This window comes from Methanomicrobium mobile BP (genome assembly GCF_000711215.1).
GTDB classification, from domain to species: Archaea; Halobacteriota; Methanomicrobia; order Methanomicrobiales; family Methanomicrobiaceae; genus Methanomicrobium; species Methanomicrobium mobile.
Genome location: NZ_JOMF01000005.1, coordinates 243,376 through 267,989, shown reverse-complemented (window position 1 = coordinate 267,989; position 24,614 = coordinate 243,376). Strand labels below are relative to the sequence as shown.

24 protein-coding genes are annotated in these 24,614 nt (G+C 50.3%); 12 read left to right on the top strand and 12 right to left on the bottom strand.

Features of this window, described 5'->3' with window-relative positions; all coding sequences use genetic code 11:
- Window positions 1–365: 365 nt before the first annotated feature.
- The 8 genes from T502_RS03615 to T502_RS03580 form a co-directional block, all read right to left on the bottom strand.
- Window positions 366–917 (bottom strand): hypothetical protein, encoded by a 552-nt coding sequence (locus T502_RS03615; RefSeq protein ID WP_052359130.1) that lies wholly within the window; start codon window positions 915–917, stop codon window positions 366–368.
- A 213-nt stretch (window positions 918–1,130) separates the two neighbouring features.
- The gene (gene albA / locus T502_RS03610; protein WP_042705738.1) at window positions 1,131–1,400 is read right to left on the bottom strand and encodes a DNA-binding protein Alba; all 270 of its coding nucleotides are present in this window, start codon (window positions 1,398–1,400) and stop codon (window positions 1,131–1,133) included.
- 145 nt (window positions 1,401–1,545) lie between these two features.
- Complete coding sequence (gene asd, locus T502_RS03605; protein ID WP_042705737.1) at window positions 1,546–2,562, bottom strand: aspartate-semialdehyde dehydrogenase; 1,017 nt, start codon at window positions 2,560–2,562, stop codon at window positions 1,546–1,548.
- Between the two features lie 49 nt (window positions 2,563–2,611).
- Window positions 2,612–2,785 carry an indolepyruvate ferredoxin oxidoreductase subunit alpha gene (locus T502_RS03600; RefSeq protein WP_042705736.1) on the bottom strand — a complete coding sequence of 58 codons (174 nt, stop codon included), beginning with the start codon at window positions 2,783–2,785 and terminating at the stop codon, window positions 2,612–2,614.
- A 157-nt stretch (window positions 2,786–2,942) separates the two neighbouring features.
- Entirely contained in the window at window positions 2,943–3,710 is a 768-nt protein-coding gene (gene dapB / locus T502_RS03595) for a 4-hydroxy-tetrahydrodipicolinate reductase (protein ID WP_042705735.1), read from the bottom strand.
- Window positions 3,703–4,578: a 4-hydroxy-tetrahydrodipicolinate synthase gene (gene dapA, locus T502_RS03590; RefSeq protein ID WP_042705734.1), complete on the bottom strand. Its 876-nt coding sequence runs from the start codon at window positions 4,576–4,578 to the stop codon at window positions 3,703–3,705. The genes dapB and dapA overlap by 8 nt, the downstream gene beginning before the upstream one ends.
- An 8-nt stretch (window positions 4,579–4,586) precedes the next feature.
- Entirely contained in the window at window positions 4,587–4,778 is a 192-nt protein-coding gene (locus T502_RS03585) for a 30S ribosomal protein S17e (RefSeq protein ID WP_042705733.1), read from the bottom strand.
- Between the two features lie 16 nt (window positions 4,779–4,794).
- Window positions 4,795–5,493: a thiamine-phosphate synthase family protein gene (locus tag T502_RS03580; RefSeq protein WP_042705732.1), complete on the bottom strand. Its 699-nt coding sequence runs from the start codon at window positions 5,491–5,493 to the stop codon at window positions 4,795–4,797.
- A 69-nt stretch (window positions 5,494–5,562) separates the two neighbouring features.
- Here T502_RS03580 and T502_RS03575 point away from each other — a divergent pair, with 69 nt between their 5' ends.
- Window positions 5,563–5,748: a hypothetical protein gene (locus T502_RS03575; protein ID WP_042705731.1), complete on the top strand. Its 186-nt coding sequence runs from the start codon at window positions 5,563–5,565 to the stop codon at window positions 5,746–5,748.
- A 114-nt stretch (window positions 5,749–5,862) separates the two neighbouring features.
- On the opposite strand, the gene T502_RS03570 is transcribed toward T502_RS03575, so the two are convergent.
- On the bottom strand, window positions 5,863–7,053 hold the full coding sequence (locus T502_RS03570; protein ID WP_084173016.1) for a DNA primase large subunit PriL: 1,191 nt from the start codon (window positions 7,051–7,053) through the stop codon (window positions 5,863–5,865).
- Window positions 7,054–7,088: 35 nt separating this feature from the next.
- On the bottom strand, window positions 7,089–7,832 hold the full coding sequence (locus T502_RS03565; protein ID WP_042705730.1) for a DNA polymerase sliding clamp: 744 nt from the start codon (window positions 7,830–7,832) through the stop codon (window positions 7,089–7,091).
- A 396-nt stretch (window positions 7,833–8,228) separates the two neighbouring features.
- On the opposite strand from T502_RS03565, the gene T502_RS03560 reads away from it, so the two are divergent.
- The 7 genes from T502_RS03560 (at window position 8,229) to T502_RS03525 (ending at window position 14,693) form a co-directional block, all read left to right on the top strand.
- Window positions 8,229–8,900, top strand: a complete 672-nt coding sequence (locus T502_RS03560; RefSeq protein ID WP_084173014.1) for an RlmE family RNA methyltransferase — start codon at window positions 8,229–8,231, stop codon at window positions 8,898–8,900.
- Between the two features lie 304 nt (window positions 8,901–9,204).
- Window positions 9,205–10,083: a GTP 3',8-cyclase MoaA gene (moaA, locus tag T502_RS03555; RefSeq protein WP_042705729.1), complete on the top strand. Its 879-nt coding sequence runs from the start codon at window positions 9,205–9,207 to the stop codon at window positions 10,081–10,083.
- A 79-nt stretch (window positions 10,084–10,162) separates the two neighbouring features.
- Window positions 10,163–10,672: a hypothetical protein gene (locus T502_RS03550; RefSeq protein WP_042705728.1), complete on the top strand. Its 510-nt coding sequence runs from the start codon at window positions 10,163–10,165 to the stop codon at window positions 10,670–10,672.
- A 9-nt stretch (window positions 10,673–10,681) separates the two neighbouring features.
- Window positions 10,682–11,887 (top strand): M20/M25/M40 family metallo-hydrolase, encoded by a 1,206-nt coding sequence (locus T502_RS03545; protein ID WP_042705727.1) that lies wholly within the window; start codon window positions 10,682–10,684, stop codon window positions 11,885–11,887.
- Between the two features lie 568 nt (window positions 11,888–12,455).
- Complete coding sequence (locus tag T502_RS03535; RefSeq protein WP_042705860.1) at window positions 12,456–12,725, top strand: MarR family transcriptional regulator; 270 nt, start codon at window positions 12,456–12,458, stop codon at window positions 12,723–12,725.
- Entirely contained in the window at window positions 12,722–13,072 is a 351-nt protein-coding gene (locus T502_RS03530) for a transcriptional regulator (protein WP_052359129.1), read from the top strand. The genes T502_RS03535 and T502_RS03530 overlap by 4 nt, the downstream gene beginning before the upstream one ends.
- Before the next feature lie 721 nt (window positions 13,073–13,793).
- On the top strand, window positions 13,794–14,693 hold the full coding sequence (locus T502_RS03525; protein ID WP_042705725.1) for an Mrp/NBP35 family ATP-binding protein: 900 nt from the start codon (window positions 13,794–13,796) through the stop codon (window positions 14,691–14,693).
- Between the two features lie 260 nt (window positions 14,694–14,953).
- Here the strand turns inward: T502_RS03525 and T502_RS03520 are convergent, their stop codons facing one another.
- Both T502_RS03520 and npdG read right to left on the bottom strand, forming a co-directional pair.
- Window positions 14,954–16,204, bottom strand: a complete 1,251-nt coding sequence (locus T502_RS03520) for a Glu/Leu/Phe/Val family dehydrogenase (protein WP_042705724.1) — start codon at window positions 16,202–16,204, stop codon at window positions 14,954–14,956.
- Between the two features lie 366 nt (window positions 16,205–16,570).
- Window positions 16,571–17,230, bottom strand: coding sequence for an NADPH-dependent F420 reductase (gene npdG / locus T502_RS03515; RefSeq protein WP_042705723.1), 660 nt, complete (start codon window positions 17,228–17,230; stop codon window positions 16,571–16,573).
- A gap of 159 nt (window positions 17,231–17,389) precedes the next feature.
- On the opposite strand from npdG, the gene T502_RS03510 reads away from it, so the two are divergent.
- Genes T502_RS03510 through T502_RS08745 form a run of 4 tightly spaced genes read left to right on the top strand, consistent with a single transcriptional unit; the run spans window position 17,390 to window position 24,549 of the window.
- On the top strand, window positions 17,390–19,117 hold the full coding sequence (locus T502_RS03510) for a YgiQ family radical SAM protein (RefSeq protein WP_042705722.1): 1,728 nt from the start codon (window positions 17,390–17,392) through the stop codon (window positions 19,115–19,117).
- Between the two features lie 30 nt (window positions 19,118–19,147).
- A complete protein-coding gene (locus T502_RS03505) occupies window positions 19,148–20,284 on the top strand; it encodes an exonuclease SbcCD subunit D (RefSeq protein ID WP_042705721.1) in 1,137 nt (378 codons plus the stop codon).
- A gap of 1 nt (window position 20,285) precedes the next feature.
- The gene (locus T502_RS03500) at window positions 20,286–23,063 is read left to right on the top strand and encodes an AAA family ATPase (RefSeq protein ID WP_042705720.1); all 2,778 of its coding nucleotides are present in this window, start codon (window positions 20,286–20,288) and stop codon (window positions 23,061–23,063) included.
- A gap of 55 nt (window positions 23,064–23,118) precedes the next feature.
- Entirely contained in the window at window positions 23,119–24,549 is a 1,431-nt protein-coding gene (locus tag T502_RS08745) for a diphthine--ammonia ligase (protein WP_084173012.1), read from the top strand.
- Window positions 24,550–24,614 lie beyond the last annotated feature (65 nt).

Below are 24,614 nucleotides of genomic sequence, written 5' to 3'. Positions count from 1 at the left end.
TTTTTCACGCTTTTCCGTATCCGTTTTTCCAGCCATTGTAATTTACAGCCTTTGTAAGTTTTTCGAATTTTTCAAAGCGTCGTCGTGTTAGCGACAAAGCCGCAAAGAATCCCGATAGCCGTAGAATCAAAAGTATTGCCATATTGCCGCTGACAGCCCTGCATGACACGCACGCAAGCGGTATAATGTAAATGCGAACGAAAACGACAAAATAAAACGACAAACCAAAAACGGAAAATAAACAGGAAATACAACATGAAATTAAACCGGAAATGAGACTGAAAAAACAGGAAATATAAACAAACAGGAAATATGATCTGCCGGAAGCGTCAGGTCAGCGTCTTTTTATCGGCAGATTCTGCGGATTATCTGAAGTAATGCACAATCGGTGTAGGTTCGGGCGTCACCAGAGTCACGGGCTCACTCTCGATTCTGAGTTTATTGATATCGGTTGATGGAGTTACGGGAACCGGATCACCGAAGTATCCCATTCCGGGAACCTCATTTACATTGTAGAATGTGCGGTCGGTACGTGCCGTCTTCACATTAAGCACAGGAACCGTTACCTGAAAACTCTTTTTCGGGAACCAGTACGAGCCGTCACCGTAGTCTACCGAGGGGTTATTGAGAGTTATTCGGGCGCTCTCCATCGTAGTCGTAACGAAGTTCCCGTCGCCGAGAGAGAACATCTTCTCAAGCTTATTCTTCAGATCGTTCTTGCCCAGGAAGATGACGAGGAACTCAACGCCGTTGTCGATATGATAATTTACATCAAAGATTGCCTTATCCTTTGTAAGTTCAAGGTCGACGGAATCTATGGTGATATAGCTGTATCTGTTCTCCCCGTCCGCAGCTACGGCAGGAACAATGAATGACAGGACTATCAGAAGAACGACAGCGGACTTGAGTATATTCATGAATAACAATGTTTATACTGAAATTATTATATCCTTTATGGTCAGCAGCCCGTGAAAAATTGACTGAAAGTAAAATGATACGAAGTAAAATGATTCGGATTGAAATGACACTGATTAAAATGAAGGGGCTGAAATGAAACGGTTAAAATTATGGGATTAAAACGATAAGGACTAAAATAATACGATTAAAAATATACGATTAAAAGAATTGGATTATTTTTTTGCAAGCCTTATCTCGATAGCGGAGACATTGGTCTTTCCGCTCTCGGTATCGACAACCTCGGTCGAGGTCTCTATTGCGGATTTGCCGACATCCTCAAGGAATCTGTTAATGACAATCTCTGCCGTATCCACGGCTCGCGATATTGCCTTTCCGCGTGCTTTTATGCGGACCTCGGTTGCCCCCTGATTAAACTGCGTAACCACTGCCAAAACATAGCTCATGACGGGTTTGTTCCCGATAAAGATATCATTCTCGGACATATCGACTGTTCCTGCCGTAATCTGATGCTGTAATATGATAAAATAAGATAGTTTCGGATATATAGATTTTTAAATGTATTTTTGACTCTTAAATGAGTTTTTGACCCATAAATGAGTTATCGGCTCATAAAAGAGTTTGTGACTCTTAAATGAGTTTTCGACTTACAATCAGTTCCGCGTTGAGAACCGATGCGCCCGCCGCACCGCGTATCGTGTTGTGACCCATCGCGATGAAACGTCCGCCTTCGCGAACTCTGCCGACCGAGACCGTCATGCCGTTGCCGCGGTTTCTGTCAAGACGCGGCTGTGGTCTGTCCTCCTGATCGAGGTAGAGAACGGATTTCTCGGGCTGGGTGGGAAGTCCGCCGAACGGCACTTTGTAGTTCCTGAAATCGTTGATTATCTCTTCAACGCTGCCTTTGGCATCCGTCCAGACCGCGAGTGTGTGACCGTCGATGACGGGGACGCGGTTGCAGCTTGCGCTGACCTTCATGGGTGCGTCGACAATCTCTGCGCCGTCAAACTTACCCATTATCTTCAGGGTTTCGGTCTCCATCTTCTTCTCTTCGGAACCGATATAGGGTATGACATTGTCATAGATTGCCATTGCCGCAACGCCGTCGAATCCGGCGCCGGAAATCGCCTGCATGGTTGCGACCTTGATATCCGTGATATTACGGTGCTTTATCGCGTTAAGTGCGCTGACCAGCATTATCGTCGAGCAGTTCGGGTTTGTGACGATACAGCCGTCGCAGCCGGCATCATGCTGGACCTCGATGAGTCCGAGGTGCTCGGGGTTGACCTCGGCAATAACGAGAGGCACGTCTTTATCCATTCTGTGCGACGAGGCATTGCTGCATACACAGACGCCCGCGTTTGCGATATCTCTCTCGACCGTCGTTGCAAGATCGGCGGGGAGCGCCGAGAAAACGATGTCGAGACCTTTCGAACTTTCGACGCCGACGGGCTTTACCTTAAGGCTGCCGATGTTCTCGGGCATGGGGGTGTCAAGTCTCCAATTGACCGCATTGCGATATTCTTTTCCTGCGCTGCGTTCCGATGCCATCACGCATTCGAGATTGAACCACGGGTGATTGGCAAGCAGCTGCACAAACCGCTGACCTACCGCACCGGTTGCGCCAAGTACTCCTACATTGATCATAAATAAGAATAGAATCGGATTGAGGGGGTATAAATGTATTATACCGTTTTTAGCCCATGTGGATTGCTTCCGACGGACATTCGTCGACGCAAGCTTCACATTCTACACATTCGTCCGCGTTTACAACCGCAACGTTGCCGTCCATCTTGATTGCTTCGGACGGACAGGTATCTACACAGGTTTCGCATCCTGTGCACACATCCGGATTTACAATAGCTGCCATAAATTATCGGAGTTATATCTGCACAAATTATAAAATACGTTTCGATTTGTGCGAGGCGAAAATGTGTATCTGACGGGTATTATAAATTACGGGCATTATAAATACATCAGATTAAAAAAAAGGTTTTATTTTATCATTAAACATCATTAACCGATGATTATTCCTTGAAACCGAGCACGTCGTTCATCGAGTAGATGCCGGGTTTCTTGCCCGGAATCCAGCCGACCGCTCTTACGACGCCGTGTGCGAAGACAAGTCTGTCGTAAGCGCGGTGGGTGAACTCGATTACCTCGTCGTTGCCCGCAAACATGACTGTGTGGTCGCCGACGATATCGCCGCCGCGGATTACGTGAACGCCTATCTCGTTGCCGCGCTCTCCAACCATGCCCTCACGTCCGTACATCTCTTTGCGGTCGCCGACCTCCTCCTTGATTATGCCGAGGATTGTCTTTGCCGTGCCGCTGGGGGCATCCTTCTTGAAGTGGTGGTGAGCCTCGATTACCTCGATATCGTAATCCGAGAGCTGTTTTGCCGCCTCGCGAATGAGGTGGAAGAAGATATTGACTCCCAGACTGTAGTTGCTTGAGATTACGGCGGGAATGTGACCTTCGATTGCCACACGGAGTTCTTCTCTCTGCTCGGGCGTGAATCCCGTCGTTCCTACAACGACCGCGACACCGTGGCGGGATGCCGCTTTAACGTTGGCGACCGCCGCTGCCGCAATCGTGAAGTCGATGAGAACATCCGGCTTCTTCTCGTCGATGAATTCGTCAATCCTTGACGATTCATAGACATCCTTACCGTAGAACGAGCCGTTGCGGATGTCAATGCCGCCTACGAGTTCCATTATCGGCGAGTCGTTTACAAGACCGCCTATCTTCGTGCCCATTCTTCCGAGAGCACCGCAAATTGCTACTTTAATCATAGTTCTTCAAGACCTCTTTCAGAGTGTTAAGATTATTCGGAGCCATCTCATCGAGCGGAAGTCTTACCGGACCGCCCGCGTGACCCTTGAGACCTGATGCCGTCTTTACGGGTATCGGGTTGGTCTCGATGAAGAGCGCACGGCTCAGAGGAGCAAGCTTGTAGTGCGTCTTCCTTGCGCCTTCGATGTCGCCGGCTTTAAACTGTTCATAGAGCTGAACCATAAGTTTCGGAGCGATGTTCGCCGTTACGCTGATTACACCCTTTCCTCCGAGTGCAAGTATCGGAAGGGTCAGACCGTCATCGCCGGAGAGCAGCGAAAAGTCAAGGTCCTGCGTGCCTTCGATTATCCTCGACATCTGCTCAATATTGCCGCTCGCCTCTTTTACGGCGACGATGTTGGGGTGCTGTGCAAGCTCGATGATTAAGTCCGCGGCAAGGTTCTGCCCCGTTCTTCCGGGGATGTTGTAGACGACGACGGGTATGTCAAGGTCCGCAAGGATATTGTAATGCTTGACAAGTCCGGAGCGATTGGGTTTGTTGTAATAAGGGCTCAGGACAAGGACGCCGTCGGCGCCGATATCTTTTGCGGCTTTCGTAAATCTGACCGCTTCAACCGTGTTGTTCGACCCCGTTCCCGCAAGTACGGGTACACGACCGTCCGCAACCTCGACAGCCTTCTCTATGACCGTCTCATGCTCTTCAAAAGTGAGTGTTGCAGATTCGCCGGTAGAACCGCAGGGTACTATACCGTGAACTCCGCAGGATATTAGATATTCAATATTGGATTCCAGACCTTCCAAGTCCAGATCCTTCTGCGAATTATCCTTAAAAGGCGTGATTAGCGCCGGATAAACTCCCTCAAACATAAGGAAATTTATATGCGCTTTCTTTTATTAACTTTTCTTGTAATTGCGCCGGCAATGCGGTTGCGGACGCATTTTGATCCGATTAATGCTACTTCGTCGACGACTGCCTTGTTTGAGTCGAAGTCGGATGTGAATCTGTCGGTGTGCTTTTCGAGAAGTTCGGCGCTGATTGCCTTTATGTATGTCGGTTTTATTGCCATTTTCTATACCGTTTCCTTAGTTTCTATTATTTATGCGCTCGCCGAGCATAAGAATATTGTTAACAAGCGCTGACGGGTCCATGCCCAGAAGGATTAACGTCGGCGCACAATCCGCGCCTGTTTTATCCGTATTGACATTTTCCGCGCGTTTTTCCGCGCGTTCTTTGTCGGCAGTGGGGTCTGCGACGAAGATTATGTCGGGGACGTCGTCTTTTTTGCAGCAGAACGCCGTTTTCCAATCCATCAAGGGACCCGTTCCGCCCGCATTTCCGCGGACCGCCTCCCTTACTTCAAAGAGCATTTCGCGGGCTTTATCGACAATCGGCTTTGAATACCGGATTATCGCGGCTGAACGGATATCGGGGTCGAATCTCATTGCCGTGAGCGTTACCGATCTGTCGGGATTGCCGACGCCTGCGGCACCAAACAGCAAATCCGGGGAGATCTCCGCGGATATATCGGCGGATACATCCCACGATGCACCGCCCGCGGACATTTTGCCATCCGGCATCACGGAGACTGCGGCGATATCCGCAAGGCTACGCGCATGTTCCGCGGCATGGATGAGGCATATCCCCGCATCGGGTATGAGTTCCCTGCGCACAGTTCCGTCGGCAACCCTGCCGGCGAGTTTTCCGGCGGCTTTCAGCAGTTCGTCCGTTATTTCTTCGCGTTCTTCGGAGTTCATATGATCTTTACCCGTGATCTTAACCATGTCCGCATCCGCTTTTGATGCGGCAGTAATAAGATAAAGATATAGCCTATTACAGCAAAAAAAGATTGCATGAATCCTGTATTACTTGACTGCTCAACGGCGGTCAGCAGCATAATAATCTTCATTATTGCTTTATTGGTGCTTCCGGCTCTTATGCCGCCGGCATATGCAACGCTTTCGTCGATAGTCCTCTTCATTGTCCTTATGTCCTGCGGCGGATACTATATCAGTAAGGAAACGGCAAAGAAGCAGTAAACAGCGGTATATAGAAAATTAACGAAAATAGACTGAATTAAACTAAAATAAACTAAAACAATCCCATATTTGAATAAAAATAGTTCAATCTATTAAAAACAGTTTAATTTTATTTTATCTTCCCGTATCTGATTTTATCTGATTATCGGCATTTTTAGCCGCCCTTTCGCGCTCTTTTGCGTCAATCCTCGCACCTATTCTGTCGGACTTGGGGTGTGCCGGCGATGCGGGGGATGAATGCGCGGACGCTGGCGTTGCCGCGGTTGACGGCGCGGATGCCGACTTTGAAGATGCGCCGGATGTGTTTCCCGTGACCTTCTTCTTATACTTGTAATAGCTCAGAGGGTGCTGAATCTTCTTTGATTTACAGATTGCGTCCTGACAGCAGAGTCCGTATGTCTTCATGGTGACGCACTGCGGCGGCGTGTATTCCGTTCCCCCGCCTCCCGAGATGTGATCCACCTGATACATCGTCATGTCGGCGTTAAAGTCCGGAGCACGCGTGAATACGCCCACAATGCCGCTGATGTCCATGCCGATGGTATGCATGAATGCCGTCAGGGAAAACCTTGCGGTATGCGGGATATTGGTGCCGTCCGTTACCGACGAAATTATGGCTTTCATGCACGGCGGAAACGCGCCCTCGTCGACCTCGCCGAACTGCTCCATTACCCTCTCTTTGTAGACCGCGGATACCTCTTCCGAGAGCGGCTTGAACTTCTCCTTTATCTCTTCGGGTACGGGGAGCGGGAGCTGGCTGTGGAGCATGCTGCGGATGCGCTCCTTTAAGAGTTCTTCAGCCTCGTCGCGGCTGACGGCGACATTGCCCGCGTTTACGTCGCGGTTGACAAGCTGCCACTTGGAGTCGTGAAGGTCCCTTACGAGTTCCACGTATTCGTTGACCTTCATCTCACCCGATCTCAGGTTAATGCCCAGACTGCGTGCGATATACTCCTTCTTTTCGGGTTCTTCGCGCTGAAGGAAATATGCGGCGCGTTCGGATTCGTAGCGGCAGAGTTTGTCGATGACGGGGCGCTCGTTCATGCAGGAGACTATCATGCGTGAGATGGCGTAGGACAATATCTCATGTTCGGGAATTTCGCCCGATGCACCCGTGACATTGTCAAAGACATAATCCGCGTTGAGAGCGGCTTTGATTCTGTCCCGCGCTTTTTGAGCCAGCCTCTTGCCGGATTCAAGCTCCAGAAGATTCGTGAGCGAATATGCCTTCTGACTTACAAGAGAGTGGGCTTCTTTTAAAAAAGGATATTTTACAAGTTCTTTCTTGTCAAATTCTATCGGCATCTTTGTTTTTAAGGAAATAAAGAGAATGTGACCGTTCAGTCAGATTCGATGCGCGGTGCAAGAAGATACTCTACTTTGCCTTCGCCGCCGGCAATCGTGAATACAAACTTCACGGGGTGGTCTTTTCCGAGGAATATCTCGACTTCTTCCGCTTTGCTCATTACACGTCCCATGTCCTTTAAGTAGTCAAGCGAGAAGAGCGAACGCGCTTCCGCCGGAATAAAGGTCTTGAGGTCGGCTGCCTTGATCTCGAGATTGATGTGGTCGGTGTCGCCGTCCGCCTCCATGTAGAAGGTCTCGTTGTCGGGATTGATGCCGAATGCAATCTTATCCGAGACAAGCGATGCCGCCTTGATGGCGTTGTTGAGCTCGGCGCCGGCGATGACGACTTTTCCCGGGAGCTGTATTGACGGGAGGTTGGGGTCTTTTCTTACCGTGTTTACATCCAGAAGTGAGATTGAGTACTTGAATCCGCCGTATGCGAGTTCCATCTTATAGGCGCCGTCGGGCAGATCGAGCGTGAGGACGTCGGCTTTGTTTATAGAGGCGACAATGTTCTTCAGTTTGCTGATGTCAAGACCAATCTGGCTGTCTCCTGCGGCAAAGGTGTTGAATGCCGGTGCGCCGAGTTCGAGCGAGATCATGGCGACGTTTGCCGTGTCGACGGCACGGACCGCCAGTCCGTTTGCACTGATATTTAAGCGGCATTCGCTTACAATTGCCGCAACTACTTCTACTGCTTCCTTAAAAACTTCCGTGTCAATTGCTGCTTTTAGCATTATTTACCCCTCAATTTCCGATACGCCGCATCGATGCACAGAGAAACGGATGTTTCCCGCAGACCGGCAGATCCGCACCGCAGACTTACGGACTGCGGACCGACTGCCGTATGCTGACGCTGTTATGTATCGGCTTTTTGATCTATATTATAGGTTTATTTTACTATGTTTGTATAAATGATTTACTTTATAAGTTCGTTTCATGTCGCCGAACCGCTGCCGATGAAATATAATACAAATCAATAATACAGATCATTATCTATTCGAAAAGTCAATTTATGATACAGTTTTACTGCCGACCGGCGGTATCGGGGATATCTCTGCCGAATCATTGTTTTACAATTCCGCCGGTTTCGGTCGGTTTTATGACGAATAATCGAAATACAGGTGTCGGCAATGGGATCACAATGGGGAGCGGACCGCTTCTACAGAAAATCAAAGCGTGAGGGCTACCGTTCACGTGCGGCTTACAAAATACTGGATATCCAGAACAGATTCGAGATAATAAGGAGCGACGACAACGTAGTCGATCTGGGTGCGGCTCCGGGGAGCTGGTCGCAGGTTCTGCGCGACATGACGGACGGGCAGGTTATCGCCGTAGACCTCAATCAGATAGCGCCGCTTGAAAACGTCATCACGATACGCGGCGATTTTACGACCGAGAAGGTTCAGGCGGAGATCCTCTCGCATGTCGATGTCGTCAATATCGTGGTCTGCGATGCCTCGCCGAAGCTCTCGGGTCAGAAGTCATACGATCAGGCAAGAGCCATCTCGCTTTCCGAGCAGGCACTGCGCTTTGCATGCCTTATCTTAAAGCCCGGCGGCAACTTTGTCGTGAAGTCTTTCCAGGGCGAGATGTTCAAGGAGCTTCTGGACGAAGCACGCAGGAATTTCTATGCCGTAAAAGTCTACAGGACAAAGGCGACAAGGCGCGGAAGCACGGAGACCTATATAATAGCGAAGAACTTCAAGGGCTTTGCGGACAGTTTCTCCACCCACAACTACGAGAGAGAGCCGAAAGTCGAGATTCCCTACGATCCCGAGTTCTTCGACGAGGAAGAAGAATAAACGGATATGAGAATTGACTGATAATGAGAATAACGAATCGGATAGACAGACAGAACATACAGATAATGCGAATAAACAAAGAATAAGAATTAAAGAAGATAAATTAAGATAGTTAACCGAGAGTTAATAATGCAGATAAAAGAACAGTAAATAAAAAGATACTTCTTATAAGTAAAGTAACTACAATAGTATCTGCATAACAATGTGATTGCATGATAAGTGATTAACACGGCAATGCGATTCGCATTCATCATAAAAACTCATATTTAATCTGCACAGGGGAATCAGGAGCAAAGCCGCAAAAATGTATCTTACAGACAGTTTCGGAAGACCGGTCACCAATCTCAGGATCAGCCTTACGCCGCGGTGCAACTTAAAGTGCACATACTGCCACCGCGAAGGCGAGGTAAAGCCGCGTGCCGAGATGCAGCTTGAAGATATTGCGGCGATTATGCAGACTGCCGCCAAGTTCAACATGAACAGCATAAAGCTGACCGGCGGCGAGCCGACCCTGAGAAGCGACATTACCGATATCATAGCGGCGGCTCCAAAGTCCATGGAGATTTCCATGACGACAAACGGCACTCTGCTGGCGCCGATTGCAAAGGACCTGAAAGATGCTGGGCTCTCGCGTGTGAATATCAGTATCGACAGCCTGAAACGCGATGTCTACAAGAATATCAGCGGCAAAGACCTTCTCCCGCAGGTTCTTGAGGGGATAAGCACGGCAGTCGAGACGGGGCTTACTCCGGTAAAACTCAACGTCGTCATCCTGAAGGGCATAAACGAGGACGAGGTCGAGGACTTTATCAGATTCGGCGCCGAGAACAGGGATGTCATCATCCAGTTCATAGAGCATATGGACCTTTCGAAGTCGGCTGAAGACCGCGATGCCCTGACACTCGAAGAGAGCCTTAAAGCGCGCTCGAAGACTATTATCACCCGAAGGATGCATCACCGCAAGAAGTACTGTATCGACGGTGCCGAGGTGGAATTCGTAAGACCCATGCACAATAACGAGTTCTGCGCTTTCTGCAACCGTCTTCGCGTCACATCCGACGGTCAGTTGAAGCCCTGTCTTCTGCGCCACGACAACCACATCAACGTCGTCGGCAAACGCGGCGAAGAACTCGAGGAACTCTTCAGACTTGCCGTCTCGAGAAGAGTGCCGTTCTTCAGATGACTTTTTTTCACAGGAAACAGCCCTCAAATCAGTTTACATATGTTTTTTTGGTTTACGCTCCAAAGTTAACTGAAGAAATATGCTTTTGGAGAAGAACGAATATCATGCGGTTTTGGATAAACTCTATTCAAAGTCCTTAGTATTGGAATCGGTCGGCGATTTTGACCCCGTATTGTACTTCTATTTTATGGATACGCTTGCGCATATCGACTTTTCAATCTGTATTCTGGCTTTCAACTACCACAATATCAGGAACAAGATGAACAGCGAGTATCTCAGATGGCGTATCGACGAGGAAGAGAAAGGCGACCGTGCGCAGTTTCCGGCGTTCATCAACTGGCTCAAGGAGGAGCACAGAGAGAAGTTCGACTCGCTCCCCGAACTCTGGAGGGTCATCTACGACACCAGGAAGCCGGCATCGTACCGCAGTTTCAGAATCGTTATCGACCCCGATGACAATCAGCCGACACCGGTTCAGTCCTTCTCGAAATGGATTGACGAGTTCTTCGAACTGAAGTTTGTCAGAAGTCTCTATAAGGAGGCGTCGCTGGGTAAACTGTTCAATGAATTTATCACAAACAAGCACTAATTAAGAGATATGGATGCCGCCAAAGTATGCTCCGAACTCGTCCGGATAAGGAGCGAAAATCCGCCGGGGGACACAAGGGATGTCATAGAGTATATTGCCGATATTCTGTCGTCTCTGGGTATCAGATACAATATCGACGACGAGGGGAACGGGCACTGCAATCTCTATACTCAATATGACCGCCCCCTTCTTTTCATGGGTCATGTAGATGTCGTTCCCGCCATGGATAACGAGTGGGAAAGACCGCCTTTCTCGGGGGAGATTGCGGACGGTTTTGTTCACGGCCGCGGTTCCACGGACATGAAGGGCGGCTGTGCGGCGGCATTATGCGCAGTCGCGGATTATATCGACGGCAAAGGCGGTAAAATCGGTAACGGCGCCGGCAATCCTGCATCCGATATCGAAAGTCCGTGCAATCTCTGTTTTGTCTGCGACGAGGAAGGCGGCGGGCATCTGGGGTCAAGAAAGATTCTTGCCGGGAAACTGATCAAGCCCTGCGACTGCCTTATCGCCGAGCCGACGCCGACGCTCAACCCCACAATCGGTCAGAAGGGTCTTATCCGTGCGAACGTGGAGTTTATCGGCAACCCGGGTCACGGGTCGCTGTATCCCTGTGCGGGAACGAGTGCCGTCATGAAAGCGGGGGAGTTTCTCTCAAGGCTTAAGGAACTTCACGCTATCGAGTTCTCGACCGATCCCGAGACCGAGACAATATATAAGAGGTCTTCCGAGATCTTCCGCGAGCTTCTCAACGTCGATTCCGCCGAAGAGATCCTCAAGCATATCACGTTCAACCCGGGGATTATCAGCGGCGGCGAAGGCGTAAATATCGTGGCACAGCGCTGTTCTCTCACGTGGGAGATGAGGATACCCATCGGCTGCGATACCGATGAGCTGATTGCGAGGCTGCGTGCGGAGAACCCCGACGACATCATCAATATTAAAGATGTGTGCAAGCCGAATCTCACGAGCAGCGATTCGAAGATCGTCGGCGCCGTCTGCGGCGAGATTGAGAGGGTATACAGGAAAGAATCTTTCCCGATTATTCAGTGGGCGGCTAGCGATGCCAGACACCTTCGTGCCGCGGGTTTCAATGCCATCGAGTACGGTCCGGGTGAGCTGAATACCCTTCATGCCGTCAACGAGAAGGTCTCGGTCGATAATCTCAAGAAGGCCGTTGATGTCTACACCGGCGTTCTCGGGCACTGCAACTGAGTGACCTTAACTGAGTGACCCGTCGAACTGCCGGCTGACACATGACTGCCGCACGGCAGATCGGGTGCGGCAGGGGTGCGGCACGTCCCCATCAAGATGCGGCACCCCCGACCCCATGTGCGGCGCGTTCGGGGATATGATCCTGAAAAAATGTCATTTTTGAAATATATTTTTTTGATTTTATTTTTTGTCGGACAATACGTTAGATCAATAACTAACAAATTTTCCTTTAAACCGAAATTTATTCCGAAATTAAATTTATCATTTTTGAATGCATATTAATAATAAAATAATTACGCGCGCATAAAATTATTTTTTGATCGGGTTGCAAGAAAAAACGTCAATCAAAAAACCGCAAAAATTACTCCTTTTAAGAAATAAATCCCGTTCATAGTGAAAATATTTTTCGATATTTTGCAAAAGACCACTGATTTTTTCCAAAAAATACATTTTTACAAAGTTTTGTTTCCGAATATTTTTTCCTTTTTTAGTCCATAAGGAAACTAACATTCGTATGCATACGAACGAATTCAAAACCTTTATATCATACCAAGATCCAGTATCTATCATGACAATAGTTCACAGCGTTAACAAACACACACTGCCGCCATCGGCGATTGCAGTATTATCCGTATTGGAAGACGGCTCCCCGAAGACCTTCAAGGACATGACGGAGCAGGTAAGTATAGCCCCCAGAACAGTCAGGTATGCACTCAAGCGCCTGAAAGAGAATGGACTCGTGATTGAGAAGTTCAACTTCCGGGATGCCAGACAGGTACTCTACATGAAGAAGATTCAACCCGAATCCGAGACTCATGCAGAGATGGCTTCCACATGAGTCAGTTCATATGCAACATTACAATCTGCGATGAAATTGCGCGGCTTTATCTGCCGCAGGTGCGGGCCGAACTCGTATACAGGCTCGTTACGGTAAAAGGAATCCCCCAGGCCCGGGCTGCCAAGTTTCTCGGCATGTCAAGGGCTGCGGTGTCCCAATATTTGAGTAAAAAACGCGGTTTGGGAGAATACTTCAAAGGGCAGGAGATGGACGGCATCATAGATATATGGGCCGACGGTCTCATAAACGGCGAAGACAGCTTCACAATCTGCGAGATCTGCAAATGTGTCAATAAAAACGAACGACGGACACATTTGGGAAGCAGAAAGAAACCCGCATTTCATTAAAGCAGGAAAGATGCACGCCATCTGAAGCAAACCTCCAAAATTACGACAAATCTCAAAGGTAAACACATTCACAGAATAAAACCCTTCACAAAACAAACTCATCCATACATCCGAAAACGGTAACAGACGAAAAACATCCACCATACAAACACTCCACAGGAAAAAATCCTCAAAATACCCGTTTCACCAACCCCGCGATATACATCGTAAAACCCCCAACCTCATACACCACACAAACCCAAATACCCCAAAACCCCCACAAACCACAAACCCCCAACCACAAACCACTCAACCACAAAGAACCACAAAACATGCATTAATACCTCAAAACAATGCGAAAACCACACACAAACCCCCCCACCCCCCTTACAAACACAAACTAACCGTTCACCACAAAAAACCACAGAATAACCGCACCGGTAATCAAACCACACCGGTCACCAAACCACTAACCACACAACACCACACCACAACCATACAACCCCAAAACAACTTTTAACGGTAACAAACACTCCATAACCGCAAAGGAACAGCCCCCACAAAGGGCAACTCTTCTTTAACTCTTCCCGATTAAAATTGATACATTTATCGTTCACGATTCAGAATATTTACACACAAATCTATACTGGCATACGATATTTCCGGATGCCTGCGTTCTCTGAAAAACCGACGTTTGAAGGGGAATGCCGCCGGAATTATTCGTATCATACGGAGATTTCATATGAGTGACGAGAAAACGAGTCAGGGATGTAACGGAAACTGCAGCGGGTGTGCATCGGCAGCAGGGTGCAATGATCCGAAGAAGTCAGGTCTTCCGCCGAAAGTTGAGATGAATGTCAAGCATGTAATACTTGTGTTAAGCGGCAAAGGCGGCGTGGGAAAGAGCACGGTTTCGACAAACCTTGCGATGGCGCTTGCCAACCGCGGCTATGCCACGGGTATCGCCGATATGGATATTCACGGTCCGAATATTCCCAAGATGCTGGGTATCGAGGACGAGAAACTTACGTCCATGGACGGCAAGAAGATTGATCCCGTTATGGTCATGGGCAATCTCGGCGTTGTCTCCATGGCTTTCCTGCTCCCGGATAAGACAAGCCCGATTATCTGGAGAGGTTCGATGAAGAATACGGCAATCAAGCAGTTCCTCGAGGATGTCAACTGGGGAGAGCTCGATTACCTCGTGGTTGACCTGCCGCCCGGAACCGGCGACGAGGCACTCTCGGTTGCACAGCTTGCACCGCATATCGCCGGCGCCGTCATCGTGACGACACCGCAGGAGGTTGCAATCCTCGATTCCGCAAAGTCGGTTAAGTTCATCGAGAAACTCGAGATACCCGTTCTCGGTATCATAGAGAATATGAGCGGATATGTCTGCCCGCACTGCGGCGAGGTTCTGGATGTCTTCGGTGTCGGCGGCGGAAAGAAAGCCGCAGAGGATCTCGGAGTTCCCTTCCTCGGCGCAATTCCCCTTGACCCGGGCATGAGAATCGCGGGTGACGAGGGTAAGCCGTTCATCACACGCCGCGATGCTTCCGATCAGAGCTCGGCGACATGGAAGAGTGTCGATGCGGTCATGGAGAACGTTATTCTCGAGATTAAGAATCTCGAAAAGGAATAAGCGGGCTCTCAATACTCAGAGAAAATACTTTTTTCATTTTTTTGTTTTCAGATTATTCAGGTTCACCGCGGTTTTCCCGTGATTGATTTTTTACAGGGCAGTCTGCCGCAATCAGACGCAGAGCTTTGGCAGACCGGAGCCGAAGTATACACGAAAAAGGCAGAATAAGGGACAAAAGAACTGACTCAAGAAGAAAACGGTGCCGAAAAACAAATCTGTCTAAAAAAAGTATTAAAAAATGGGGGATGATTTGGGGATGATTATACCCAGCCGCGAACCTTCATTGCTTCGACGACACGCTTGACAGCAACTACGTATGCCGCCTGACGCATGTTGATCTTGTATTCTTTGGATGCGTCATAGACTGCATGGTATGATTTTGTCATGGCTTCGTCGAGTTTCTTGTAGACTTCGTCGATTGTCCAGTAGTGCATGTACATGTTCTGAACCATCTCGTAGTATGAGACGGTAACTCCGCCGGCATTACAGAGGAAGTCGGGGATTACGTGTACGCCGTTCTTGTAGAGGACTTTATCTCCTTCGGGTGTGGTCGGTCCGTTTGCAAGTTCACAGATTACCTTTGCTTTGATTGTCTTTGCAACCTTCTCGTTGATTGCTCCCTCATCGGGTGCCGCTGCGACAATTACATCGACAGGAAGTGCAAGGACTTCTTCGTTTGTGAGCTTCTTTAATTTGTTGTATCCGACAACGGACTTGGTCTTTGCTTTGTGCTCGGAGACCTTCTTGATGTCGAGACCTTTCTCATCGTAGATACCGCCTTTCGAGTCGGTTACGGCTACGACTTTGCCGCCGAACATTTCTTCCGCAAGCGTTGCGGCGTATGTTCCGGCGTTTCCGAATCCGAGGATTGCGAATTTAGCGCCCTTAAGGTTGAGTTTGAGCTCTTTTGCGGCTTCACGGAGTGTGAACATTCCGCCTCTTGCCGTCGAGTCGTTGCGTCCGAGTGAACCGCCGACTACGAGCGGCTTTCCTGTCAGAAGTCCGAACTGGTTCTTGCCCTGGATGGTTGAGTATTCGTCCATCATCCATGCCATGATCTGACCGTTTGTGTATACATCCGGTGCAGGGACATCGGTGTCGGGTCCGATATTCTTCCAGAGTGCTCTGATGTATCCGCGGCTTAAGCGTTCAAGTTCGCCCTCAGACATTTCTTTAGGATTACAGATGACTCCGCCTTTTCCGCCTCCGAGAGGAAGTCCGAGAACAGAACATTTCCATGTCATCCATGCCGAAAGTGCACGAACGGTATCAATTGTCTCTTCGGGGTGGAAGCGGATACCGCCTTTGTAAGGTCCGAGTGCATTGTTGTACTGTACACGGAAGCCCTGGAAGACTTTTGTTGTTCCGTCGTCCATCTTTACGGGGATTGAAACCTGAATCTGTCTCTGCGGCTGCATGAGTACGTTGACTACGCTCTGATCGAGTTTGAGGATCTTTGCACAGTCCAGTAACTGCTGCTGCGCCATCTCGAATGGGTTTACTTTTGCCATTTATTAACATCCTGTCATATAAGACCGCGGTTTTTCTTTACCTGCCGAGTGATATCTGACAATCAATGTTTTACTTTCTTGTATATAAATGTTATAGGAATTATCTTTCTGACAAGCCGAATGACCGCGGCTGCATCTCCGCGTCATCGTGTTTTCGATGCCGGCAGGATCGCGTGATTTTTCGAATCCGGCGAAAATGCGGGGAGACTGAAAACTATTTTAACATAATTATAAATACGATGGCAATGTCCTTCCATCACCGGCGCCGCATAACGCGCAAGGATTTCCGAAGGGATAATGCGAAAAAAAAGATAGAATGAGGTTTTTTTATGACGCAACGACCCGCAGTGCGGGAGGTGTCAAAAATTATTTGATGTAGACGCCGAGGTCTTTGAGACCGTTTATCTGGGCGATGTTTATCGCAAGCGGCGTTATGCTCTCGACGATTCCCGAGACGGCGAGGGGTCCGGCGTCCAGTCCGTAGAGCTGCGAGGTTTCGCGGACGAGCTTGATGACCGTCTTCTTTGCTTCGGGGTCATCGCCGCAGACGGCGACGGTGTAGTCGAGGACTTCGTCGAGGATGGTCCATTTGCGGGCGGCGATATTGTTGAATGCCGTGACGAGTTTTGCGGATTCGGGGAGCATCTTCTTTATCGCAAGTGCGGCGCTGCCTTCTTCGGGCGGGTTGTTGTAGAAGAATCCGTCCTTTCTGATCATCGGGTTTACCGGCGATATGACTATTTTGCCGGCGATATACTTCGGGTCGATTCCGGCAAGGGTCGAGGCTACGTGCTGGAAGGGGAGCGAGATGATGATTAAATCCGCCGCTTTACAGGCTTCTTCGTTTGATGTGCCGCGGCAGGAGCTTACGGTGCCGCGTTTCTTAAGGGTCGCGATTATGCTCTCGGCAGCTTCGACCGCCTTTGCCGGGTCGCGTGAGCCGAGTATTATCTCATGTTTGTCCGAGATACGGAGGGCAAGTCCCTGACCGATATCTCCGGTTCCGCCAATGATTCCGATTTTCATGTTAACACTCTGTTAATGCTAATTACATTCTGTATTAGCTTAAATAAAGATTGTGGAAATGATCTTCCCATACGGCGGATGACTGAGTTGTCCCGGGTCGTCATGCAGCCCTACCAAGTTAATAAATTCAACAAGAACAAAGACTTCTAAGAGAAAGATATGTTTCTTCCGACGAGTATTGCCGAGATGAAAAAACGCGGGTGGGACGAGTGTGATGTCGTAATCGTAACGCCGGACGCCTACGTGGATCATCCCTCTTTTGCAATGGCAATACTCGGAAGGTTTCTGGAGAAACACGGATATCGGGTTGGTATACTTTCGCAGCCGAGATGGAAGGAGCCCGAGAGTTTTTTGAAACTCGGCGTCCCGAGGATAGCGTTTGCGGTCTCCGGCGGTCAGATGGACTCCATGGTCCTGAACTACACGGCAACGAAGATTCCCCGTAAGGAAGACCTGTTCTGCGAGGACAAAAACCCGTTCTTCTCGAGTATCGGCGAGAAAAAATACCGAATCCGACCCGACAGGTGCGTAAGCGTCTATTGCAGTCAGATAAAAGCGGTCTGCAAGGACAAACCGATAGTCATCGGCGGCATCGAGGCATCCCTGCGCCGGATTGCACACTACGATTACTGGTCGGATAAGGTCAGAAAGAGTGTCCTTGTCGATTCCAAGGCGCAGATCCTCATCTACGGCATGGGGGAGTATCCGCTCCTCAAGGTCGTTGAGGCTCTCGAGAAGGGGATTGCGCCGGAGGATATGCGCATCGAAAATACGGTCGTTCTTAGAAAAGAGGCGGATATCGGGGAGCTGTTATCCGGCGCCGCCGGCGATGACGCGGACGGCAACGATCCTAACGCCGCCGTCCTCCTTCCGTCATTCGGGGAGGTATCCTCGGATAAAAGAGCGTTTGCGAAGGCACAGGTGCTCTTTGAGGAGAACGACGACCGCAAAATTGTCCTTCAGAAGCAGGACACACGCTATATCGTGCAGTATCCGCGGATGCTGATTACTCAGACGCAGCTGGACGAAATATACGACATGGACTTCGAACGGCGTATTCATCCGTCGTTCAGGAACGTGCCCGCATTCGAGATGATTAAGACATCGGTCACGTCGCACCGCGGCTGCCTCGGGGACTGCTCATTCTGTGCGATTGCAAGGCATCAGGGAAAGCGGGTGGTCTCGCGAAGCCGCGAATCCGTCCTTCGCGAAGTCGAAAAGATAGCGGCGACGAAGGGCTTCGGCGGCACGATTACGGATATCGGCGGACCTTCGGCGAACATGTACGGGGTTTCGTGCAAAACGGCGAACGGCTGTGCGAAGATGGACTGCCTCAAGGACGGCCGCGGGTGCAGAAACCTTGTCTCCGGCACCGGGGAATACCTGAAACTTCTCGACAGGGCGTCCAAAATCGCGGGAGTAAAGCGGATACAGATTAATTCCGGCATCAGATTTGATCCCTGCATCATGGACGACAGGTTTCTGCACGCCATAGTAAGCCGCTATATCTCGGGGCAGATGAAGATTGCCCCCGAATCCGGCTCGGATTTCGTGCTGCGGTGCATGAACAAGCCCCCGTCCGCCGTCTTCGAGGAGTTCATAGGCAGGTTCGAGGCGGCAAAAGCGGATGAGAATAAGCGTATCTATCTGATTCCCTACATCATCGCCGGTCACCCCGGCGAGGGCAGGAAAGAGGCGAAGGAGACCGAGAGGCTTCTTGCCCGGCATCGGCTGACGGGTAAGCAGTTCCAGATTTTTACGCCGACGCCGATGACGCGGTCTGCGGCAATGTACTATCTCGGCTGCGATCCCTATACGGGAAAGCGGCTTGAGGTCGAGAAGGACATAAAGACGCTCATGAAGCGCAAAGAGAGCATGGCTTACTGACGCCAAAAAAGCGAATGGATTAGAGGAAAAATGAAACTGTTTCACATATCGGATCTTCACCTCGGAAAGAAGTTGAACGAGTTCTCCATGATCGAGGATCAGGAGTTTATTCTGAGAGAGATCCTCGGAATTATCGATGAGGAAAAACCGAACGGCGTTCTGATTGCCGGGGATGTCTACGACAAATCCATACCCTCGGAGGAGGCTATGAGGCTTTGGGATGACTTTCTGATAAGCCTTGCCGCGATGAAGGTGCCCGTTTTTGCCATCAGCGGCAACCACGATTCGGCGATTCGGTTCTCAAATCACGGCAAGCTTGTGGATTCGACCGGCATCCATCTATCGCCGGTCTATGACGGGGCGGCGAAGTGCTTTACGCTCACGGACGGCGGGATTACGGTGAATATCCACATGCTGCCGTTTGTCAAGCCCGTGACCGTTCGCGGTATCTTCGAGGGCGAAGAGATTGCCGATTACACGGATGCCTGCCGCGTTGCCGTTCGCCACATGGATCTCGACAAATCGGACAAATCGGCGAAGAACATACTCATTGCCCACCAGTTTGTGACCGGCGCCGTCAGGTGCGATTCCGAGGAGGTCAGCGTCGGCGGGCTGGATAACGTGGATGCCTCCGTCTTTGACGATTTCGATTATGTAGCCCTCGGGCATATCCACGGAAAGCAGACGATAGGCAGAGAGACCGTGCGTTATTCGGGAACGCCGCTTAAGTATTCGTTCTCTGAAAAAGACCATAATAAATCGATAACGGTCGTAAACGTGGATGCCGGCGGGGTGTCGGTCTCGGAGATTCCGCTTAAGCCGCTTCGCGATCTCCGCGAGATTCGCGGCACTTATGAAGAGCTTACCGCCCGCGACAATTACGCGGGTACGAATACGGATGACTACATACATGCGGTATTGACCGACGAAAACGACGTCGTGAACGCCTTCGGCAAATTGCAGACCATATATCCCAATCTGATGAAACTAAGCTACGACAATGCACGCACCAGAGAGCAGAGGGATGTTTCCGACGCCGTTGACGTGGAAAACAGGACGCCGCTTGAGCTTTTCGAGGAGTTCTACGAGAAGCAGAACAATGCGCCGATGAACAAAGAGCAGCGTGATTTTGTTATCGGGTGCATCGGCGATATCTGGAGGGCGTAAGATGAGACCGTTATATCTGAGATTATCGGCATTCGGTCCGTATGCGGGCAGGACCGAGATTCCGATGGAGAAACTGGGAACGCAAGGGCTGTATCTGATAACCGGCGATACCGGTGCGGGTAAGACGACCATCTTCGATGCAATATCCTTTGCCCTTTACGGAGAAGCCAGCGGTCAGAACAGGGATGCGGGAATGCTACGATCCAAGTATGCGGCGGATGACGTTCCGACCGAGGTCGAACTTGTTTTTACCCATGCGGGGAAGGAATACACGGTAAAACGAAATCCGAAGTATATGCGTGCCGCAAAACGCGGAAAAGGTCAGACCGCACAGAATGCCGATGCCGAACTTCATATGCCGGACGGAACCGTCATCACGAACGACGGAAAGGTAACCGACGCCGTTGAGGGACTTCTTGGCGTAGATAAGGACAGGTTCTCGCAGATTGCCATGCTTGCGCAGGGTGAATTCTACAACCTGCTCTTTAAGGATACAAAGGATCGGATAAAAATCTTCAGAGAGATCTTTAAGACGCAGAATTTCAGGACTTTGCAGGAAAGGCTTAATTCCGAGCAGGATGAGATCGGCAAGCAGGTCGAATGCGATAAGAAGAGCGTTGCGCAATACATAGCAGGCATTAGGGCGGAAAGCGAGAGTCTTCTCGCGGCTGAGGTCGAAGAGGCAAAAACGGGCAGGATGCTGACGTGCGACGTCATAGAACTTCTGGACAGGCTTACCGAACATGATTCGGCGTTGAAAGTGGCTCTGGACAATGAGTTGGCGGGAATTAACTCCGAACTCGAGAAGGTCAACGCGAATATCGGTGCCGCCGAAGCACTTGCGGCGGCAAAACAGTCACTGGAAGAGGCTGAATACGAACTGCCCGCCGAAGAAGCGAAGATCGCCGGTCTTGAAGCGGCATCGGAAGAGGCAAGGGAGGCTCTGAAGAATAAGGCGGAGATTGAAAGAAATTCCGCGCTCATCGGAGAGGAATTGTCGAAATCGAAATATGACGAAGTTAAGAAACTTCAGACCGATATTGACAATTCGGACAGGCAATGCAGAACCAAATCCGCCAATCTGCTGACGCTTGATGAGGCACTCCGCGGTAAAAAAGATGAATTTGAAAAAATGAAGGCAGAGCAGAGTTCACTCAAGGATTCGGCTGCCGAAATTGCGAGACTCAATGCGGCGCTTAAGGAGATTGACGCGGAAAAAACGTCACTCGATGAGTTTTCGACTGCGCTCGGCAAATATCATACCGGGATTGACGAACTTAAAGCCGCACAGGATGAGTACACAAAAAAGGATGCGGAGTTTAAACGGCTCAATTTGCTCTACGAAATGATGGAACAGGCATTTCGGGACGGTCAGGCGGGCATTCTTGCGGCGAAACTTAAGGAAGGGGACGCCTGCCCCGTCTGCGGCTCAAGGTCACACCCAAGCCCCGCAAGGCTCTTAGACGACGTGCCCACCGAAAAAGAACTCAATGCCGCGAAGAAAAACGCGAATAAGGCAAGGGATGACAGAGAAAAGAGCGCAACGGATGCCGAAGGACGCATGAAAACTCTTGAAGCCTGCGAGGCGCAGCTGAGGGAGAAGAGCAGGAAGTTACTCGGAGAAGAGGATATCGAAAAAGCGGAGGCGGGGCTTGACGCCGCTGTCGGGGACTGCGTGAAACGGCGTGATGCGACGAATGCGGCTTTGAAAACGGCAAAAGAGCAGGATAAGCGCAGGACGGCATTGGAAGAAAGGATTCCAAAGCTGGATGACGAGATCGGCAGGGATGCCGAGAGAATTGCAACGCTTAAAGCGGAGATTGCCGCGGATAAATCGGCTCTGGAAGAGAAGACGAAAAGTCTGATTTCACTTAAAGAGGGCTTGAAATTCGCCGACAAAAACGCTGCCGAGGCGGAGAAGAAAAGACTCGACGTACAGGCTAAAGCTATTCAGACTGCCTGCGATAACGCCGTTAAAGCCTTAAACGATCAGAAAACGAAAGTTTCCAACCTTAAGACCGCGATTGAAACCCATAAAAATACAATCAATTCGAGCAAAGCCGCGGGCTTAAACCTTGAGGAGGAGGAGGCAAAACTGGCTGAACTGACTCTTGCTCAGAGTGAATGCGACAGCAGACGAATTTCGGTTAACTCGCGGCTTGACGCAAATACGAAAATACGCGGCGATATCGTCGCGAAATCGTCAAGCATTGCCGATATCGAGAAGAAACTTCAGTGGATAAAGGCTCTTTCGGATACGGCGAACGGTAAGATCAGCGGCAAGGACAAGGTCGAGCTTGAGACCTATATTCAGATGACTTACTTCGACCGCATCATAGACCGTGCCAATCTGCGGCTTATGACCATGTCGGCGGGGCAATACGAGCTGGTTCGGCTGAAAGAGGGAGAGAACAAGCAGAAGAAGAGCGGGCTTGACCTCGGCGTCATCGACCACTATAACGGCTCGGAGAGGAGCGTAAAGACACTCTCCGGCGGCGAATCCTTCATGGCGTCGCTTTCGCTTGCGCTCGGGTTATCGGACGAGGTTCAGTCGTCCGCGGGCGGAATAAAGATAGACACTCTCTTCGTCGACGAAGGTTTCGGTTCGCTGGATGCCGAGGCGCTCAATCAGGCGTATCGGGCGCTTGCGGGACTTACGGAGGGCAACAGGCTTGTCGGAATCATCTCGCATGTCGACGGGCTGAAAGAGCGTATAGATAAGCAGATTGTCGTCACAAAGAACAGGAGCGGCGGCAGTTCCGCAAGAATCAACGTGTAGGGCAGGATATGAGACGCGGCATCGAATCGGATATGAAACATAAGGGACGTGCGGAATGAGACTGGGCGTGCTGTTCTCCGGCGGCAAGGACTCGGCGTATGCGTGCAATCTTGCCGGGATGCATGATGAGGTAGTCTGCCTTATCACGATAGCGTCGGGGAACAAAGAGAGTTACATGTTCCATACGCCGAATGTCAACCTCGCACGCCTTCAGGCGGATGCCTGCGGAATTCCGCTCATCGAGTATGAGACCGCGGGGGAGAAAGAGTCCGAGCTTGCGGATCTCAAGGCGGCGATTGCGGAGGCAAAACGCACATATGATATCGCCGGCGTCGTAAGCGGCGCAATCATGTCGGTTTATCAGGCGTCGCGGGTTCAGCGGATATGCAACGAGCTGGATCTCTTCTGTTTTAATCCGCTTTGGTATACGGATCAGAGAGAGTATATGAATAAGATAATCGCGGGGGGCTTCGAGATTCTCATCTCCGGCGTCTTCGCGTATCCGCTGGATGAGAAGCTGCTCGGCGCAAGGGTGGATGAGAGGTTTATGGCGGCGCTGGACAGGATCGCCGCGAAATACAAGATCACTCTCACCGGCGAAGGCGGCGAGTTCGAGACCTTTACGGCGGATGCGCCGTTCTACAAAAAACGCATCGTCGTCGACAGGGCTGCGGCATCATGCCGGAACAATAACGGGCTTTATACCATCCTTGAGGCTCATCTCGAGGACAAGCCGCCGATTGCACCGAAGGCGGACGCGGACGCCGAAGACAATGCGGATAATGCGGACGGCGACAGCGCCGGCGACACGCACACCGTGCTTATCTGCAATCTCTGTTCGCCGAAGTATCCGCTCTCGGTCGCCGAATACGTCAAACCCGTTGAGAACATCGTCAAAAAGGCGGGTTTCTGCTTCAAAACGCTTCATTACTCGGAGATTGATGCCGCTATGACAAGAGGCGACCTGCCGGATATCTCCGCGATTATCCTCTGCGGCACCGCACTCAAAGACAACGGGTTCGCCGGGAGCATGGGCGATGCCGGATATGCCGACAAATTCCGCTTCATCCGCGATGCCTCAGGCAAAGACATCCCTATTCTTGGAATCGGCACAGGATTCCGGGTCCTAACCAAAATCTCCGGCGGCGACGTGATAGGCGAACGCGATCTCCGAATCGGCATGACAAAAGCAAAGGTCGTTAAGACGAAGGGAACAGCGGAAACAACCGACTCATCATCGGCATCCGCAACATCCGCAACGATCTTTGAAAACAGGGACAACTTCGAAGTCTACGAACTTCACAAAAATGCCGTCACACTGCCCGATTGCTTTGAGGCGCTTGCGGTCGCGGACGATGACGGCGGAAACGGCGAAAACGGAAGAACACTTGCGGCAAAGCATCGCGATAAGGAGATTTACGGCGTTTTGTTCCACCCCGAAGTCAGGAACGAATACGTTGTGGAGAATTTTTTGAAAAGATGTTAGAGGATGTTTTATATTTTAGCTAAACAGAGTAGGTAAATAAATAGAGGTTTTCTGGAGGAGAAGGA

Bases quoted from the DNA above. Each gene is read 5' to 3' on its own strand.
- asd (WP_042705737.1), bottom strand. From the start codon at position 2,562: ATGATCAATGTAGGAGTACTTGGCGCAACCGGTGCGGTAGGTCAGCGG.
- T502_RS08745 (WP_084173012.1), top strand. From the start codon at position 23,119: ATGAGACTGGGCGTGCTGTTCTCCGGCGGCAAGGACTCGGCGTATGCG.
- moaA (WP_042705729.1), top strand. From the start codon at position 9,205: ATGTATCTTACAGACAGTTTCGGAAGACCGGTCACCAATCTCAGGATC.
- T502_RS03530 (WP_052359129.1), top strand. From the start codon at position 12,722: ATGAGTCAGTTCATATGCAACATTACAATCTGCGATGAAATTGCGCGG.
- T502_RS03565 (WP_042705730.1), bottom strand. From the start codon at position 7,832: ATGCTAAAAGCAGCAATTGACACGGAAGTTTTTAAGGAAGCAGTAGAA.
- dapA (WP_042705734.1), bottom strand. From the start codon at position 4,578: ATGTTTGAGGGAGTTTATCCGGCGCTAATCACGCCTTTTAAGGATAAT.
- T502_RS03500 (WP_042705720.1), top strand. From the start codon at position 20,286: ATGAGACCGTTATATCTGAGATTATCGGCATTCGGTCCGTATGCGGGC.
- T502_RS03520 (WP_042705724.1), bottom strand. From the start codon at position 16,204: ATGGCAAAAGTAAACCCATTCGAGATGGCGCAGCAGCAGTTACTGGAC.
- T502_RS03510 (WP_042705722.1), top strand. From the start codon at position 17,390: ATGTTTCTTCCGACGAGTATTGCCGAGATGAAAAAACGCGGGTGGGAC.
- T502_RS03545 (WP_042705727.1), top strand. From the start codon at position 10,682: ATGGATGCCGCCAAAGTATGCTCCGAACTCGTCCGGATAAGGAGCGAA.
- T502_RS03505 (WP_042705721.1), top strand. From the start codon at position 19,148: ATGAAACTGTTTCACATATCGGATCTTCACCTCGGAAAGAAGTTGAAC.
- T502_RS03600 (WP_042705736.1), bottom strand. From the start codon at position 2,785: ATGGCAGCTATTGTAAATCCGGATGTGTGCACAGGATGCGAAACCTGT.
- dapB (WP_042705735.1), bottom strand. From the start codon at position 3,710: ATGATTAAAGTAGCAATTTGCGGTGCTCTCGGAAGAATGGGCACGAAG.
- T502_RS03575 (WP_042705731.1), top strand. From the start codon at position 5,563: ATGAATCCTGTATTACTTGACTGCTCAACGGCGGTCAGCAGCATAATA.
- T502_RS03525 (WP_042705725.1), top strand. From the start codon at position 13,794: ATGAGTGACGAGAAAACGAGTCAGGGATGTAACGGAAACTGCAGCGGG.
- T502_RS03535 (WP_042705860.1), top strand. From the start codon at position 12,456: ATGACAATAGTTCACAGCGTTAACAAACACACACTGCCGCCATCGGCG.
- npdG (WP_042705723.1), bottom strand. From the start codon at position 17,230: ATGAAAATCGGAATCATTGGCGGAACCGGAGATATCGGTCAGGGACTT.
- albA (WP_042705738.1), bottom strand. From the start codon at position 1,400: ATGTCCGAGAATGATATCTTTATCGGGAACAAACCCGTCATGAGCTAT.
- T502_RS03585 (WP_042705733.1), bottom strand. From the start codon at position 4,778: ATGGCAATAAAACCGACATACATAAAGGCAATCAGCGCCGAACTTCTC.
- T502_RS03550 (WP_042705728.1), top strand. From the start codon at position 10,163: ATGCTTTTGGAGAAGAACGAATATCATGCGGTTTTGGATAAACTCTAT.
- T502_RS03580 (WP_042705732.1), bottom strand. From the start codon at position 5,493: ATGGTTAAGATCACGGGTAAAGATCATATGAACTCCGAAGAACGCGAA.
- T502_RS03560 (WP_084173014.1), top strand. From the start codon at position 8,229: ATGGGATCACAATGGGGAGCGGACCGCTTCTACAGAAAATCAAAGCGT.
- T502_RS03615 (WP_052359130.1), bottom strand. From the start codon at position 917: ATGAATATACTCAAGTCCGCTGTCGTTCTTCTGATAGTCCTGTCATTC.
- T502_RS03570 (WP_084173016.1), bottom strand. From the start codon at position 7,053: ATGCCGATAGAATTTGACAAGAAAGAACTTGTAAAATATCCTTTTTTA.